This is a genomic window from Chitinophaga skermanii, from assembly GCF_003259335.1.
Lineage (GTDB): Bacteria > Bacteroidota > Bacteroidia > Chitinophagales > Chitinophagaceae > Chitinophaga > Chitinophaga skermanii.
Genome location: NZ_QLLL01000001.1, coordinates 809,380 through 824,407, shown reverse-complemented (window position 1 = coordinate 824,407; position 15,028 = coordinate 809,380). Strand labels below are relative to the sequence as shown.

The 15,028-nt window shown below is 40.8% G+C and carries 13 protein-coding genes, 1 tRNA gene and 1 pseudogene; 12 read left to right on the top strand and 3 right to left on the bottom strand.

The features are described 5' to 3' along the window. Positions 1-63: 63 nt before the first annotated feature. Complete coding sequence (locus LX64_RS03370; RefSeq protein WP_111596175.1) at positions 64-264, bottom strand: hypothetical protein; 201 nt, start codon at positions 262-264, stop codon at positions 64-66. 300 nt (positions 265-564) lie between these two features. On the opposite strand from LX64_RS03370, the gene LX64_RS03365 reads away from it, so the two are divergent. From LX64_RS03365 to LX64_RS26420, 4 genes and pseudogenes are all read left to right on the top strand, one after another. Continuing rightward, positions 565-2,265 carry a DUF262 domain-containing protein gene (locus tag LX64_RS03365; RefSeq protein WP_111596174.1) on the top strand — a complete coding sequence of 567 codons (1,701 nt, stop codon included), beginning with the start codon at positions 565-567 and terminating at the stop codon, positions 2,263-2,265. A 143-nt stretch (positions 2,266-2,408) separates the two neighbouring features. Then, the gene (locus LX64_RS03360) at positions 2,409-2,603 is read left to right on the top strand and encodes a hypothetical protein (protein ID WP_148707173.1); all 195 of its coding nucleotides are present in this window, start codon (positions 2,409-2,411) and stop codon (positions 2,601-2,603) included. Positions 2,604-2,635: 32 nt separating this feature from the next. After that, positions 2,636-2,935, top strand: coding sequence for a recombinase family protein (locus LX64_RS03355; protein WP_111596172.1), 300 nt, complete (start codon positions 2,636-2,638; stop codon positions 2,933-2,935). 5 nt (positions 2,936-2,940) lie between these two features. Beyond that, positions 2,941-3,687, top strand: a pseudogene (locus tag LX64_RS26420) (recombinase family protein); the annotation flags it as partial. Positions 3,688-4,225: 538 nt separating this feature from the next. Here the strand turns inward: LX64_RS26420 and LX64_RS03340 are convergent. Further along, positions 4,226-4,299 (bottom strand) — tRNA-Asp (locus tag LX64_RS03340). 169 nt (positions 4,300-4,468) lie between these two features. Here LX64_RS03340 and LX64_RS03335 point away from each other — a divergent pair. After that, positions 4,469-5,422: an acetyl-CoA carboxylase carboxyltransferase subunit alpha gene (locus tag LX64_RS03335; protein WP_111596170.1), complete on the top strand. Its 954-nt coding sequence runs from the start codon at positions 4,469-4,471 to the stop codon at positions 5,420-5,422. Positions 5,423-5,476: 54 nt separating this feature from the next. Further along, entirely contained in the window at positions 5,477-6,358 is an 882-nt protein-coding gene (gene dapA, locus LX64_RS03330) for a 4-hydroxy-tetrahydrodipicolinate synthase (protein WP_111596169.1), read from the top strand. A gap of 68 nt (positions 6,359-6,426) precedes the next feature. Here the strand turns inward: dapA and LX64_RS26335 are convergent, their stop codons facing one another. After that, positions 6,427-6,555, bottom strand: coding sequence for a hypothetical protein (locus LX64_RS26335; protein ID WP_262511786.1), 129 nt, complete (start codon positions 6,553-6,555; stop codon positions 6,427-6,429). A 41-nt stretch (positions 6,556-6,596) separates the two neighbouring features. Here LX64_RS26335 and map point away from each other — a divergent pair, with 41 nt between their 5' ends. The 6 genes from map to LX64_RS03300 all read left to right on the top strand — a co-directional run bounded on the left by map (position 6,597) and on the right by LX64_RS03300 (position 15,028). After that, complete coding sequence (gene map / locus LX64_RS03325) at positions 6,597-7,361, top strand: type I methionyl aminopeptidase (protein WP_111596168.1); 765 nt, start codon at positions 6,597-6,599, stop codon at positions 7,359-7,361. A 111-nt stretch (positions 7,362-7,472) separates the two neighbouring features. Then, the gene (locus tag LX64_RS03320; RefSeq protein ID WP_148707172.1) at positions 7,473-8,123 is read left to right on the top strand and encodes a hypothetical protein; all 651 of its coding nucleotides are present in this window, start codon (positions 7,473-7,475) and stop codon (positions 8,121-8,123) included. Between the two features lie 16 nt (positions 8,124-8,139). Beyond that, positions 8,140-8,805 carry a hypothetical protein gene (locus LX64_RS03315; protein ID WP_111596166.1) on the top strand — a complete coding sequence of 222 codons (666 nt, stop codon included), beginning with the start codon at positions 8,140-8,142 and terminating at the stop codon, positions 8,803-8,805. A gap of 135 nt (positions 8,806-8,940) precedes the next feature. Beyond that, positions 8,941-11,238: a CocE/NonD family hydrolase gene (locus tag LX64_RS03310; RefSeq protein ID WP_111596165.1), complete on the top strand. Its 2,298-nt coding sequence runs from the start codon at positions 8,941-8,943 to the stop codon at positions 11,236-11,238. Positions 11,239-11,438: 200 nt separating this feature from the next. Further along, on the top strand, positions 11,439-13,859 hold the full coding sequence (locus LX64_RS03305) for an outer membrane beta-barrel family protein (RefSeq protein WP_111596164.1): 2,421 nt from the start codon (positions 11,439-11,441) through the stop codon (positions 13,857-13,859). Between the two features lie 53 nt (positions 13,860-13,912). Then, positions 13,913-15,028 carry a sensor histidine kinase gene (locus LX64_RS03300; RefSeq protein ID WP_111596163.1) on the top strand — a complete coding sequence of 372 codons (1,116 nt, stop codon included), beginning with the start codon at positions 13,913-13,915 and terminating at the stop codon, positions 15,026-15,028.

Sequence of the window (15,028 nt, the reverse complement as noted above, 5' to 3'; positions counted from 1 at the left end):
CACTATGGAGAACCCTTCCATCAATTAATTATTTATGTAAGAATGGTAGCCTTTCACGAAAGGTTAAATGTCTCCTGTTTCATGATCGAATATGTTCATTTGACCACCCTGATTAAACCGCCCCATCTGCACCGCTGTTCCCTTCTCAGGTACTTCTATTACCACATCAACATCATGCTGGAAGCTATTTTCTCCTCTAAAATTGCCCTGTTTGGTAGACTGGAAAACATAGATAAAAGATTTAGCCGGATACTGGTCTTTCAAGCTTCGAAGAAAATCAGGGGATAATCCAAGCCGATTTACACTATCCAAAAAGATAAAGTCATAGTTAGTAAGATCGGCAGGCAGCCACCTTTGACGAGTTGCGTAAAGGCATTACTACCTACAAGGAAAATGGCTGCTGCCATTTCAGGATCAAATAGGTAGAAAGAATGGACATTACTATACTTCATTACAGGTGAAAATTATTGTAGAAAAAATAGGAGTGCCCGATATGATTATCGATTGATCCGAATAACATAAATTGAGAAAATAAAATTTCATTATACATATAAAATTTTTTAAATGGCAAACTGGGAATCTAAAAACATCTCTGATGTTGTCAAAGATATTGACGACAGAAAATTTGTCCTACCTGTCATCCAAAGACGCCTTGTCTGGGAGGAGGAGAAAATGGAACTCCTTTTTGATACCTTACTACGTGGGGATTCCTTTGGAGGCGTAATGGTTATTCGAGAAGATAAAAATACTCAGCCACTTTTTCCATTCAGGCCATTTACCAAAGACGGCGAATCTATTCCATCAGCAGAGGTTGATACGATTCCTCAGCAACAAAGCTTTGTCGTAGATGGACAGCAACGCTTACAAACATTTTATATTGGCCTCACAGGTACCATAAACGGAAAGATTTTATACTTTGACCTATTTAGCAATTACAATGGGCAGTTTGAATTTCAATTTGAAGGAGATTTTAGCAAACTTCCTCGACAAGCTAAAGAAGATTCAAGCAAGCTTATAAGAGGCTATAAGTGGTATCCTGTTAATGTACTATTCAATGAACTGAATAGATCGAATAACGATAGGATAGTAGCAAGGAATATAATTGCATCAGGTAATATTATTGATGACCAGGAAAAGTTTCATATTGAGGAGAATGTTGCTGCTTTTTACAGGAATATTTTTTCCGGTAAGACATTGGGCATCTCAGAGGTCGCCATTGATAAAGTCACCTTTGATGAAGTAACCAACCGCCAAAGGATAGTGGAATTATTTAGAAGACTAAATGATGGGGGTACCAAACTTTCACCATTTGACTTAGTTGCATCCATTTTTAAAGGATTTGATTGGCGAATGGAGAAGTTTTTAGAAGAAACTATAGCAGAGTACTCTGATATAGGACTGAACCAAGATAACTTAATCAAGTTGATTTTCTTGCTTCAAGATAATCACAGGAAGGAAATGACTAATATTGATGCAATTGATGCAAAGTTTGCAATCAATAATAAAGAAAGGATAATAAGCTCCTTAATCGCTCTTCGAAAGTTCTTGCAAGCCTCTGATTTATATAATTATTATAAAGAAGGTAATCGCTCATTCATTCCGCTATATTTTGTCTTGTACCATATCTTCCACAAAGAACTTGCGGACAATGAGATTGAGAATTTCTTTAAAAACTACGATGCTAACAACTCCGAATTTCCAAGGATAAAAAAGTGGATATATTATTCTCTTATTAATGGGGTATTCAAAAGCAAAGGTGCTGGCTGGATTCCGTATAAAACAGGGATAAGGAAATTGCTTGATGAAATTAAGGGCCATAAAAACAAAGAATTTCCAACGGATGACTTATTTGATGTTTACTACGAACACGGAGTTACATTTACAGAGACCTTTGATGCTTCTAATTTGGATGGATTGGATAGCCAGTTTCTATTTTACCTGATGTATGACAGGAAAATGATTATAAGGGTTCAGGATATTGACCATATAATGCCCAAATCAATTCTTGAAGGACTAAATTATGAGTGGCCTAAGATTAATAGTATCAGGAACTATCAACTCATTGACTATGGCACAAACAGGGGCGATAAAAATGCAAGTCCTTTTAAGGATTGGATAGATACCTTGCCAGATAAAAAGTCATTTGTTAAAAGCCATCTAATACCATTGGATGAATCTCTATGGCTGGAAGCTGAATTTGAAAAGTTTATTGAAGCAAGAGAGAAACTTATTCTCAATAAGATTACCTCTTATATGGGTGAGTAAATAACTCGAAAGATATCTCGCCGGTCAATTTGACCGGCTTTTTTCACCCTAATTCGGGAATGTTCGGCCCAAATCAGGACATTGCCGCCCAAACCGGGAACCCACACTTTGGGAAGCAGGGATATTGTAAGAAAACAATTCCTATGAGCCATTTAACCAGCCCTGCTAATACAGACAAGCTGCAAGTAATCCTCAATCCCCAAAAGCTACCCCTTACCCCGGATAAACTACGGGAGCTTTCAGGCTTGCAAATGACAGATGAAAAAGCAGATGAAATTATTCACTCTATAAGGTTGTTTTGCAGGGTATTATACCAACTTTCCCATCAAATAGATTAACCATTACATTACCTCTTAAATACTGATAAACAATGACTGTAGATATTTCTGCTTTCAATCAGTTTGGGAACAGGCCAAAGAAGATCACCACCTTTGTAGAATCTAACCTGGTGGTTAGTTATTCCCGTGTATCAGGCAAAGAACAGTTTGATACGAACCTTAGTCTGGAAACCCAAACCAAAGCCATTGAAGAATATTGCCGCAGGAATGGCAAAACTATAGCTGCCAGTTTTGGTGGCACCTACGAAAGTGCCAAAACAGATGGGCGTAAAGAGTTTAAGCGTATGCTGGATTATATAGCTAAACATAAGGCAAGATCAGCCAGATTGTAGTATATATGACAGACCGTTTTAGTCGCACCGGTGGCAATGCTATAAAACTTGCGCATGACCTGAGAGAAAAGTATGGTGTTACCATATATGCCGTAGCACAACCAACAGATACCCGTGATGAAACCGGCGCATTCAGCCAGGATTTGCAATTGCTGTTCAGTAATTATGACAATAAGCTAAGAAGGAAAAGAACAATAAGCGGCATGAAGGCCAAGCTGGAAAAAGGAATATGGGTAACCCGCCCGCCACAAGGCTATGATATTGTAAAAGTGAATGGAGAACGCAAGCTGGTAATTAATAAAGAAGGACTGTTAATCCGAAAGGCTTTTCTATGGAAAGCGGAGGGTGTAAAGAATGAAGCAATACTGGAACGATTAAAGGCATTGGGATTGAAGATGATTAAACAACAGCTTACCAAGACCTTTAAGCGCCCTTTTTACCGTGGTATTATTAATCACGGTTTGTTGGATGGTAAAGTTATTGAGGGCCAACATGAGAAGCTGATAAGCTATGAAGTGTTTTTGAAGGTAAACGAGATCAATGAAAAGGCTGTTGGTTTCAATATACCTCATAAAAAAGAAAATGATTACCTGCCATTAAAGGTGTTCTTAAAATGTGATAGGTGTGGTGAACCATTAACAGGGTATGAAAGGCGTAAAAAGACCAAAACGAAGGTGTTGAAGTTCTATTATTACAAGTGCCGCACCAATGGATGTAAATGCAACCGTAATGCCGCAGAACTTCATCAGCTATTCGAAGACCTGTTGACTACCCTGCAAGTATCAGAGGAATTAATAGCACCCATACAGTACGAAATGGAAAGGTTTTACGAGGAATGTTCAAAAGACAATGTTGAAAAGGAAGCTGCTCTTAAAAAACAACTGGCTGCTATAGAAAAGAAAATAGAAGATGCCGAGGAAAGCCTTTTATTAAAGCAGGTAACCCTGAAAGTGTACAATAAATTCAATAACCGGTATCAGGAAGAAAGAGCTAAAATTATTAAGGAACTGGCCGAATGTGCAAAAAGCATTTCGAACCTGCCGGAAGCTCTGAAAAGAACGCTGTCTTTTACGCGCAATCTCAGTACAGCATGGCGTTCCAGCGAAGCGACCCAAAAGGAGGAATTGCAAAAACTGATCTTTCCGGAGGGAATTGTATATGATCGGGAAAAACGGGCATTTCGAACCCCTAAGATGAATTTGATTTTTCAGCTAATTGCCCACCAGTTGGGCAATTTCGCTTATAAAGAAAAAGGGACTTACCATTACTTTTATGATAAGTCCCCTTTTGCGGACCGGACGGGACTCGAACCCGCGACCTCCGCCGTGACAGGGCGGCATTCTAACCAACTGAACTACCGATCCTCAAAACCAAAAATTTCTACTATATTTCGAAATTTCTAACAGCAATTGTAACACCGCTGTCCCGTTTTGGGATTGCAAAGATAGCAACAAAAAATTCAATTAAGCAAATCTTTTTTAAAAAAACTTTCAAGTACTATCTTTACACCGTATTAAACCTTTAAATGTACTTATGCAATTCCTGGATTTCGAAAAACCTATCGCGGAGTTATACGATCAGTTGCAAAAACTGAAAGATGGTGGCGAGAAAGCCGGCGTAGATGTTTCTGCTACGGTCAAAGAATATGAACAAAAAATAGCAGATACACGCACCAATATCTACGAACACCTTACAAGCTGGCAAAGGGTGCAACTGAGCCGCCACCCCGATAGGCCATACACATTAGCCTACATTGAAAAAATGTGTAACGGCTTCCTCGAGCTTCATGGCGACCGTAACGTTAAAGACGATAAAGCCATGGTAGGCGGTTTTGCTGACCTCGATGGCGAAACTGTCATGTTCATCGGGCAACAAAAAGGTATTAATACCAAAATGCGCCAAATCCGCAATTTTGGTATGGCAAACCCAGAAGGCTACCGTAAAGCCCTCCGTTTGATGAAACTGGCCGAAAAATTCAATAAACCTATCGTAACGCTCATCGATACCCCGGGTGCATACCCAGGCCTCGAAGCCGAAGAACGTGGCCAAGGCGAAGCGATCGCTCGTAACCTCTTCGAAATGGTGAAATTACGTGTACCGGTTATTTGTATTATTATCGGTGAAGGTGCATCAGGCGGCGCGCTCGGTATTGGTATGGGCGACCGTATCCTAATGCTCGAAAACAGCTGGTATACCGTTATCTCTCCAGAAAACTGCTCTACCATCTTATGGCGCAGCTGGAACTTTAAAGAAAAAGCCGCAGAAGAATTGAAGCTCACTTCCGAATATATGAGCAGCTTCGGTCTTGTAGATGGCGTTATCAAAGAACCACTCGGTGGTGCTCATGTGAATCCCGATGAAATGGCTGCGATCCTTAAAGCTAAGATCAAATCCACCATCGCGGAACTTAAACAAATAGATGCAGATACCCGTATCAGCCAAAGAATCGATAAATTCTCAGGCATGGGCTTCTTCGACGAAAAATAATTTTTTTCGATATAATATTTCCAACAATCAAAATTTGTTTCGACAGACAATTTTATGCTACAGCAACAGTTAAGGGGCACCGGCGTTGCGCTGGTGACGCCCTTTAAAGCGAACGAGGACATCGATTGGCATGCGCTTGAAAAGCTCATCAATCATGTAATTGAGGGTGGAGTGAATTATGTAGTAACACTCGGTACTACAGGCGAAACACCCACATTATCAGCCGAAGAAAAATTGGACCTTATAAAGTTTACCTTCGAAAAGGTTGCCAAACGGGTTCCAGTAGTAGTAGGCATTGGCGATTACAGCACCAACGATGTAATAAAGCGCTTGCAAAAGTGCCCACTCGATGAAGCTGCTGCTGTATTAAGCGTAGCACCGTACTATAGCAAACCTACGCAAGAAGGTATCTACCAACACTACAAAGCTATCGCTGCCGCTTCTCCGAAACCAATTATCCTCTACAACGTGCCAGGCCGCACCGGTCGTAATATGACCGCCGAAACTACCGTACGCCTCGCCCACGAAGTAGAAAACATCGTAGCCATGAAAGAAGCCTCTGGCGACATGGCACAATGCATGCACATCATCAAGAACAAACCAAAAGATTTCGTAGTAGTAAGTGGCGACGACGTGCTCGCTATGCCACAAATTGCCTGCGGAATGGAAGGTTTGATCTCCGTTGCCGCTAACTTCTTCGCAAAAGATGTAAGCGATATGGTAACTGCTGCCTTGAAAAACGATTACGCAACCGCACAACAACTACACTACAAGATGTTAGACGGCTTCGAATTGATGTTCGCTGAAAATAATCCTGCTGGTATTAAAGCATTCTTGCAACAAAACAATATCATCCAGAACTATTTCCGCTTACCGATCGTTCCTGCCACTGCTGCTCTCCAAATTCAAATCAAAGAATATTTGGAAAAATACTAAGCCAAGAACAACGATATCAAAAGGCGCTGACGCAAGTCGGCGCTTTTTTTGGGCCCATCATCATCACCCTATTCATCCCCCGGTGCGTCGCACACTTCCACGCTACCACTCTTTTCATCTTTTTTCCATAAAGCCTTCCATACAAACCACCACCACTTTACCACTTTCTTAGATGTAGCCAAAAAATTAACATCCATATATCGTAAATTTGCAGTTACTTAAAAAAACGGTTAGAATTATGTCGATATCAACACAAGCAGAATTTGACGGGATGACCGCCGTGGCAAATGCCGTAGCCAATACACTAAAACTAATGCGTGAATATGCCCAACCCGGCATGTCAACAAAAGAATTAGACGATTACGGCAAGAAGATTTTAGAAGAATATGGCGCCAATTCAGCTCCTTACCTCACATATAAATTCCCTGGTTATACCTGTATCAGCGTGAACAATGAAATCGCGCATGGTATCCCTTCTACCAAAACTGTATTGAAGGAAGGTGATTTAATCAACGTAGATGTATCTGCCGAACTAAACGGCTTTTGGGCCGACAATGGCGGTTCTTTTATCCTTGGGAAAGATATTCAAGGGCTACAACCACTTGTAGATGCCTCTAAACGCATTTTATACAAAGCCATCCACGAAATCAAAGGCGGCGTTAAAATCAATGAAATAGGTGGTCTTATTAATGCAGAAGCGAAAAAAGCAGGCTTCCGCGTTATTAAAAACCTCGTAGGACACGGTGTTGGTCGCAGTTTACACGAAGCGCCCCACGAAATCCCATGCTGGTACGATCGCCACAACCGCGCGAAGTTTAAAATCAACTCCGTAGTGGCTGTAGAAACCTTCATTTCCACCAAAGGAAGTGAAGCCTTCACAGAAGCCGATGGCTGGACACTCACCGGCCGCGATGGCAGCTTCGTTGCACAACACGAACACACCATCGTAATCACCGATGGTAAACCCATCATTCTTACTTCCGCAAACGAAATCTGGAACTAATACCAGGTTGTCATATAAAAAAAGGTCGACGCACAATAAAACGTCGACCTTTTTTGTTTTTTATGCATTTCAATTACTTTTAGCATCTTACGTACAAACCCATTCCCCCACATGAGAAAACATACCATTATTGTTCTATACTGCCTATTACTAACGAATATGCTTTTTGCCCAAGTACAAGGCTACCGTGGTTTACCTGAGCGCATGTTCACACTTCCCAACGCAGCATCAAAAGAAGCGCACCAACAATTGGCAACAGCATATTTAGCGTATGCCGACTCCCTTTCATTCGCCAACAAAGCATTGTCTAAAAATACGTTGACTGCTATTTATCATTCTCGTGCTGCCGCTTACGCTGTTTTAGAAAATTGGGATGCAATGAAAAAGGAAGTTAGCCAAGCAAAAGCTATTGATCGAAAACTTCGTGCGAAAAATGCACTGGTAGAATTCCAAGCACTCTATATTGCCAAAACCGCCACGCACGGTAACTTCTATGAAAACTATTACAATGCATATAAAAAACTGGTGCTACCATATAATAAACAATTACAAGAAGAGATCTATGCACATTTAAACTTCCTATTTACCGATTACCAAACTATCCATCAAATAAGTATCAAGGAAGCTCAAAAAGATGGCGTGATTAACCAAGGAGCTACAGGACACTTTCTAATAGCATATTTATTTGCACAAGTAAAAGCTGAGCTAGCAGCTACCAACGATCATACTAAAACGCCACCACCGGCAGGTACCGCTAATTAATTATCTTTATTCCCACATGAAGAAGATCATATCGCTTGTTTTGATAGCATTATTCGTAAGTAAGGCCCTTTGCGCCCAAATGCCTAAATACCAGGATATACCGCAACGCACTTTCAAATTGCCCGCTAGTCCAACACAAGCTGATTATGAAAAAGTGGCTACTGAATTCTTGGATTATGCCGATTCATTATTCGATGCCAACGACCAATTATCGAATCAAACAAGAACATCCTTATTCGTAACTACGGCATATGCATATGCAATTTTAGGTCATTGGCAGGATGTAGCCACCTCTTTAAGAGGAGCGATGAAATGGACCCCCAAAGGCTTCCATCCCTATAAAGTCAACCTCGATATGATGATTTTCGCCCACCTAAAAACAGCCCCCGTTAGCAATTACTACGACGCTTACTTAGCCACCTTCAACGAGCTTACAAAAGGGTTTAATGATGATTATTTAGATCAGCTCAGAAAATACTCGCAATTCTTATTTACCGACTTCCAAAAGATTTGTGCCAATGCTTTTGAAAATGTGAGAAAAGCCAATGGGAAAGCTTTCAATGTAGAACAAAGCGCCTTGGGAAACCTGATGGGTGGCTATGTTTTTGGCCAATTGAAAGGCCTGCTCATCGAAAGCAAAGCCACAGCCATCAATAAAAACACGCCCATTCCCGGGATTTAAGCCAATTCTTGTAACAAAATATTATACCTGGTCGTCTCTACGTTGTTGAGACGGCCGTTTTTTATTAGGAATTACCTAAATTGAAGTACCAAAATCACACGCCGACAAAGCCATCTATAAACCTTAAAGCGTTTTATGAAAAAAGTTATCCTCGTGTTTGCCTGCCTCAGCCTCGCTATTGCGCTGCCGGCACAACAACCCGCTTATGCAGATGTTCCCGAAAAAACTTTCGCCATCCCAGCACAGCCCAATGCTGCCGATTACCAAAGTATCGCGCAGAAATACCTGCAATATGCCGACTCTCTTTTCGGGAGCAAGACAAGTTTATCCAAAGAAACAAGGAAATATATTTTCGTCACCAGCGCATTTGCCAACACCATCTTGGAGAAATACCCCGCTGTAGTAGCTAACGTCGACAGCTTCCGGGTACTCGAAAAAGATAGAAAACTAGTGTCACTCGCCGGTTACTCGGAAGTGATGGCCTTTGCCAAAGCCAAAATGATGCCTCACGGCAACTTTAATGATAACTTCACCACGCAGTATGATGCACAAATTGGCCCCCTCGACCAAGAAGGTCAAGACCAATTATTAAGCTTCGCCAGTTATTATTACACCTCTTATGCCGATGCCAGCAAAGAAATTGCTGCTGAAGCGGGCAAAAATGGTAAAGTAAAAAGCGAAGAACTGTTTGATGTACTTGGCACCTACGTGTACGGTATCATCAAATCCCAAGCCTTCGCTGCTCACCAAGCCTATGCACAAAAGCTAACGCTTGCCAAATACGATATCCAGCGCGATGTACGCATCCCGCTCCGCGATGGTACTAAGCTTAGCGCGATACTAGTGCTTCCAAAAGGCGCATCGCCCAAACTTCCTACGATTTTACGTGTTAACTGCTACCCAGTTAATGAAGGTTTTGAAGTAAATGCAACTAAAATTGCCGCCAATAAAGGTTACGCTAGCTTAACTGTATATAACCGTGGTAAATACAAATCGGAAGGCGTTTTCCTCCCGTTTGAAAATGATGCCAAGGATAACCACGACATTATCGATTGGATTAGCAAACAATCTTGGAGCGATGGGCAAGTAGGTATGTACGGAGGCTCGTATTTAGGTTTTGCACAATGGGCTGCGACTAAATACTTGCACCCTGCTTTAAAAACAATTGTACCACAAGTAGCCGTAGGTGCAGGTATCGATTTTCCTAACCCGCAGGGCGTGCAATTAACGTACAACTTGCAATGGTTGAAATATGCTGCCAGCCAACCCATGACCGACTTATCACAAATGCGCAACCAGGATCGTTGGGATAAAATCAACAATGCCTACTTACGTAACGGTGTAGCATATAACAAACTCGATTCCCTAGAAGGAAGCGGAACCGACACCATTTTCCAACGCTGGTTAAAGCACCCCACTACCGACGATTGGTATGCTGCTCAAACTCCTACTCCTGAAGAATTCGCGAAAATCAATATTCCCATCTTCACCACAACAGGGTATTTCGATGATGATCAAAGAGGGGCTATGTATTACTACCGTATGCACAACCAATTCGGACCAAAAGACGCCATAAATAATCACTACCTATTTATTGGTCCATTCGACCATGGTGGTGCACAAGGCAACCCAAGAGCCGAATTAGCGCCTTATAAAATTGAAAAAGAAGCCTTGTTAAACCAAGTAAACTTGGTATACGAATGGTTCGATTATGTACTGAAAGGCAAACCCAAACCTGCGTTCTTGCAAGACCGTGTGAACGTATTCGTTATGGGCGAAAATAGGTGGGCACACTTCAATTCGGTTCAGAAAATGAACCGCGATACACTTAATTATTATCTTTCTCCCAACAACCAACTACAGGCCAAGCAAGCAAACTCAAGTCCTATCGCTATTAAGTTTAGTACAGCCCCGGGCTTAGACGACACTTTGCATATCTATACCAATAACAACGCCATGGTAACCGAAGAAATCTTCAAAAAGAAAACGAAGCTGCTTTTCGAAACACCGGTTTACCAAGAAGCTTTCGTATTGAATGGCAGCCCAACGTTGGACTTGTACCTTAGCATAGATGCACCTGATGCAGATATCTTCTTTACCATCTGGGAGGAAGATGCCAAAGGAAAGCTTTGGCCACTATCGCAAAGTGTACAACGTTTATCCCATGCGAAAACCATCCATCAACGTAACTTGTTAAAAACAAACGAAGTATATCACTTCACCTTCGATAACCTTTACTGGATCACCAAACGCATCGAGAAAGGTAGTAAGCTGAAAGTAACGGTAGCCCCGTTGTCCGACACGTTCTGGCAAAAGAACTATGGTAGCGGCAAGGATGTAAGCACCGAAACCAAGGCCGATGCCCGCAACATCGAATTGAAGATCTACAACGATGCTAAACGTCCTTCTGTTGTGCATTTCCCAGTTATGTAGTTTCACTTTTTAGAGGTTCATTATACAACGCATTGCCATAAAGGCAATGCGTTTTTCTTTGTATAAAGCGGCTGTTTGTAGATATGTTTTTTATGTAATAGGAGAAATTAGGGGGTTGATACCGATTTTTAACCTGTTGGTGTAACATTTTTTATGGGCCAGTTAGATGGAAATACTTTTACATCATCAACACAACCTATATGAAATCTATTAAACGCCATCTAATACTTGGAGCATTTTTAGTAACCGGTTTTGCCGCAAATGCTCAAACAATTAAAGGTTCCATTGCCGACGCAGGTAGCAAGCAAGGTTTACCGTCCGCCACGGTAACCTTGTCAGCTACCAATTCTACCCCGATTATCAAAACAACTAATGACAAAGGCGAATTCGTTTTCAATAGCTTAAAAAACGGGGCCTATAGCTTACGTGTTACCTTCATGGGATTCAAAGACACAACGATTGCGAACATCGCTGTGAACAACAATACCATCAACATTCCAACAATCTTATTGAACAGCACCAGCAGCAGCCTCAAAGCCGTTGAAGTAAAAACAACACCACCGTTAATCACGATGAGTGGTGATAAAATGACCATGAACGTAGCCGGTTCCCCAGCTGCTACGGGTTCTACTGCCTACGAATTGATCCAAAAAGCACCGGGTGTTGTGATAGAGAATCAAAGTAACAAACTCACCTTGAACGGTAAACCTGTTACAGTGTATATCGATGGTAGACCCTCACGTTTATCTCCAGATGATTTAAAGAACCAGTTGAGCGGCATGTCGGCCAACAACATCGATAAACTGGAGATTATGAGTAATCCATCGGTGAAATACGATGCACAAGATGGTGCTATCATCAATATCAAATTCGTAAAGAATAAAAACTTCGGTACCAACGGTACACTTACTTTAGGTGGTGGTGCTGGTGTATTTCCACGTGGTAATGGAGGTATTACGTTGAATAACCGTAATAAAAAAGTGAATATCTACGGTGGTTACGATTACTTGTATACCAAAACCCGCAATAACGCCATTAGTGATCGATACTTCACGAATAACTATGTTATCCACGATGTAAACCCAGTTGATGAAAAAGCACAAACACATAACGTGAAAGTGGGCGTAGACTACGACCTTAACTCGAAAAACTCGTTTGGTGTATTGTTGAAAGGCAGCTTCTCGGACCGCGATCGTTTGAATGAAAACATGACTTACTTGGGTTTCCAAGGCAAACAAACGGATTCTACTTTATCGCAAATTAATACCGGCGATGTAAGAACCTTTAACCCTTCTGCGAACGCATACTACAAATACGCCAATGCGCTCAAAAGGAAAGAATTCACCATCAACTTCGACTATTTCAATTTCAATAAAGATTGGTACGATGGCTTTAACACAGCCTACTTCTTACCCAACAGCACTAGCCCATTCCGCCAAGATGCATTGCGTAACAACTCATTATCCAATATCAATTTATACTCACTCAGCGCCGATTACGAACGCACAACGAAATTCGCCAAATGGGAAGGCGGTGTTAAATCAACTTATACACAAACAGATAACGACCTAAACTGGGAATTATTAAACACCGGTAAATGGGAAAATGATGTCAGCAAAACAAACCACTTTATCTATAAAGAAAACGTCAACGCAGCCTACTTACAAGGTTCTAAAAGCATCAAAAAGCTTGCATTAACCGCTGCATTACGTTTAGAACATACTTACGCAAAAGGTGACTTACGCGCTACGGAAAATTCGGCGGCTAGTTCTTTCGACCGCAACTATTTGCAATTATTTCCTAGCGTAAACGTGAACTATAATAAGGATATGGCACATATCTATAGCTTCAGCTACCGAAGAAGCATCCAACGATTTGGTTATGATATTGTGAACCCATTCATCAATTATAAAAACGCTTATACCTATTCCCAAGGTAATCCTAACATTAAACCGATGGACTTACACGCCATGGAAGCTGGATTTATCTACAAATACACGTTTATCACGAAAGTTGGTTGGGTACACAGTGGCAATGCTTTAACAATGGTTTATAAACAAGATGAAGAAAAGAAAACATTAGTAACTACTTACGACAACCTCGGTAAATTTAACGTAGCCTATGCTAGCATGGTCTTTACTAAAATGTTGTACAAAAAATGGCAAACCATGACCATGTTAAACGGTTTGTACTTTAACGTGAAAGATGGTAGCCAAGGTGGTTTCGAAACCAATAGCTTCGCCTTAATGTTCAATTCTACCAATACGATTACCTTGCCTAAAAAGTTTGTTTTGGAAGTAACCGGTTCTGCTTCTACACCAATGGTAATGGGTGTTACTAACATTGGCGCAATGGCTTCTTTGGATTTGGGTGTGAAGAAAACCATCTTGAAAGACAAAGGCTCATTGAAATTAGGTGTTACCGATATTTTCCATAGCCGTAAAGTAGATTACAAAGTTGATTATCAAAATATCCTGAACAAAGTACATTCTATCCCTGATTCTCGTGTTGTAAACCTCACTTTCAATTACTCTTTTGGTAATAAAAATGTGAAACAAACGAAAACAAGGAAAAGTAGTATCGAATCAGAAAACAGCCGTACAAATGCAAGTGGACTTTAAGTCACTTGCATTTTGAATTAGGAGTGTTATATTTATCATTCTAGGAAGAAGATATGTTCGAACAAATAAAAAATATCATCAAACGCGACTGGAAGAAGATTTTCATCATTTTCCTCATCCTGTTAGTCTATTATGGCTTCGCTATATTCATGGCTTGGAACGTGTACATGGCCTCATTTAATAATGGTCATAACTCCTTAGCCGGAATGGTATTAAGCAGCATACGTGGTTTATTGGAAAACACGATATTCACGTATATCCTTATTTACCACGCCATGATTCCCCTTTTCCACAATAGGAAATTTGGCCGGTTCTTTATGATTGTGCTAGGGATATTAGTAGTGAAGATTATTGTAAGCTTTTGGTTAGATTACGGCTTAGTACACGAAACGTACGAAATATCGATGCGCAAAACCCGGCAGGATAATGATAGCAGTATGGCTTTCAAATACTGGGTGCTCGAAAACCGGAAATTGTTCTTCTTGGCTTCGCTAGTGATAGGTTATTTGCTGAATTTGGTGGTGATATTTGTAGTGGCCTTAGTGATTGATTGGAATAACCGCGCCAAAACACAGAAAGAACTAGAGAAACAGAAACTGGATGCTGAGCTATCTGCTATTAAATACCAAATCAATCCACACTTCCTCTTCAATTCGCTCAATTTCATTTATAGTAAAACCGTGCCGCTAAGTGATGAAGTATCACACGCGGTATTATTACTATCTGATATTATGCGCTACGCGTTGGGGAAAGAAGAAGATGCAAATGGTCTTGTGAGTTTAGACCGCGAGTTATTACACATGAAAAATGTGATCGACATTAACCAAATGCGCTTCAATAACAAGCTAAGCATTCTTTATAACGAAAACATTACCAATCATAAAGCCCGCATTGTACCGCTAATACTAATTACATTAGTTGAAAATGCATTCAAACATGGCGACCTTTTAAACCCGAACGAGCCATTGGTGATACAAGTAGATGTTGATGATTCGAAATTGCGGTTTTATATTTGTAACAAGAAGAAAAAAGGCACAAAAGAACTATCAACCGGGATTGGCCTCAAGAATGTACGCCACCGCTTACAACTCATGTACGAAAAGAAACATACGCTTAAAGTACAGGAAGACGATAATTTTTACATAACTGAATTGACTGTTAATTTCTAG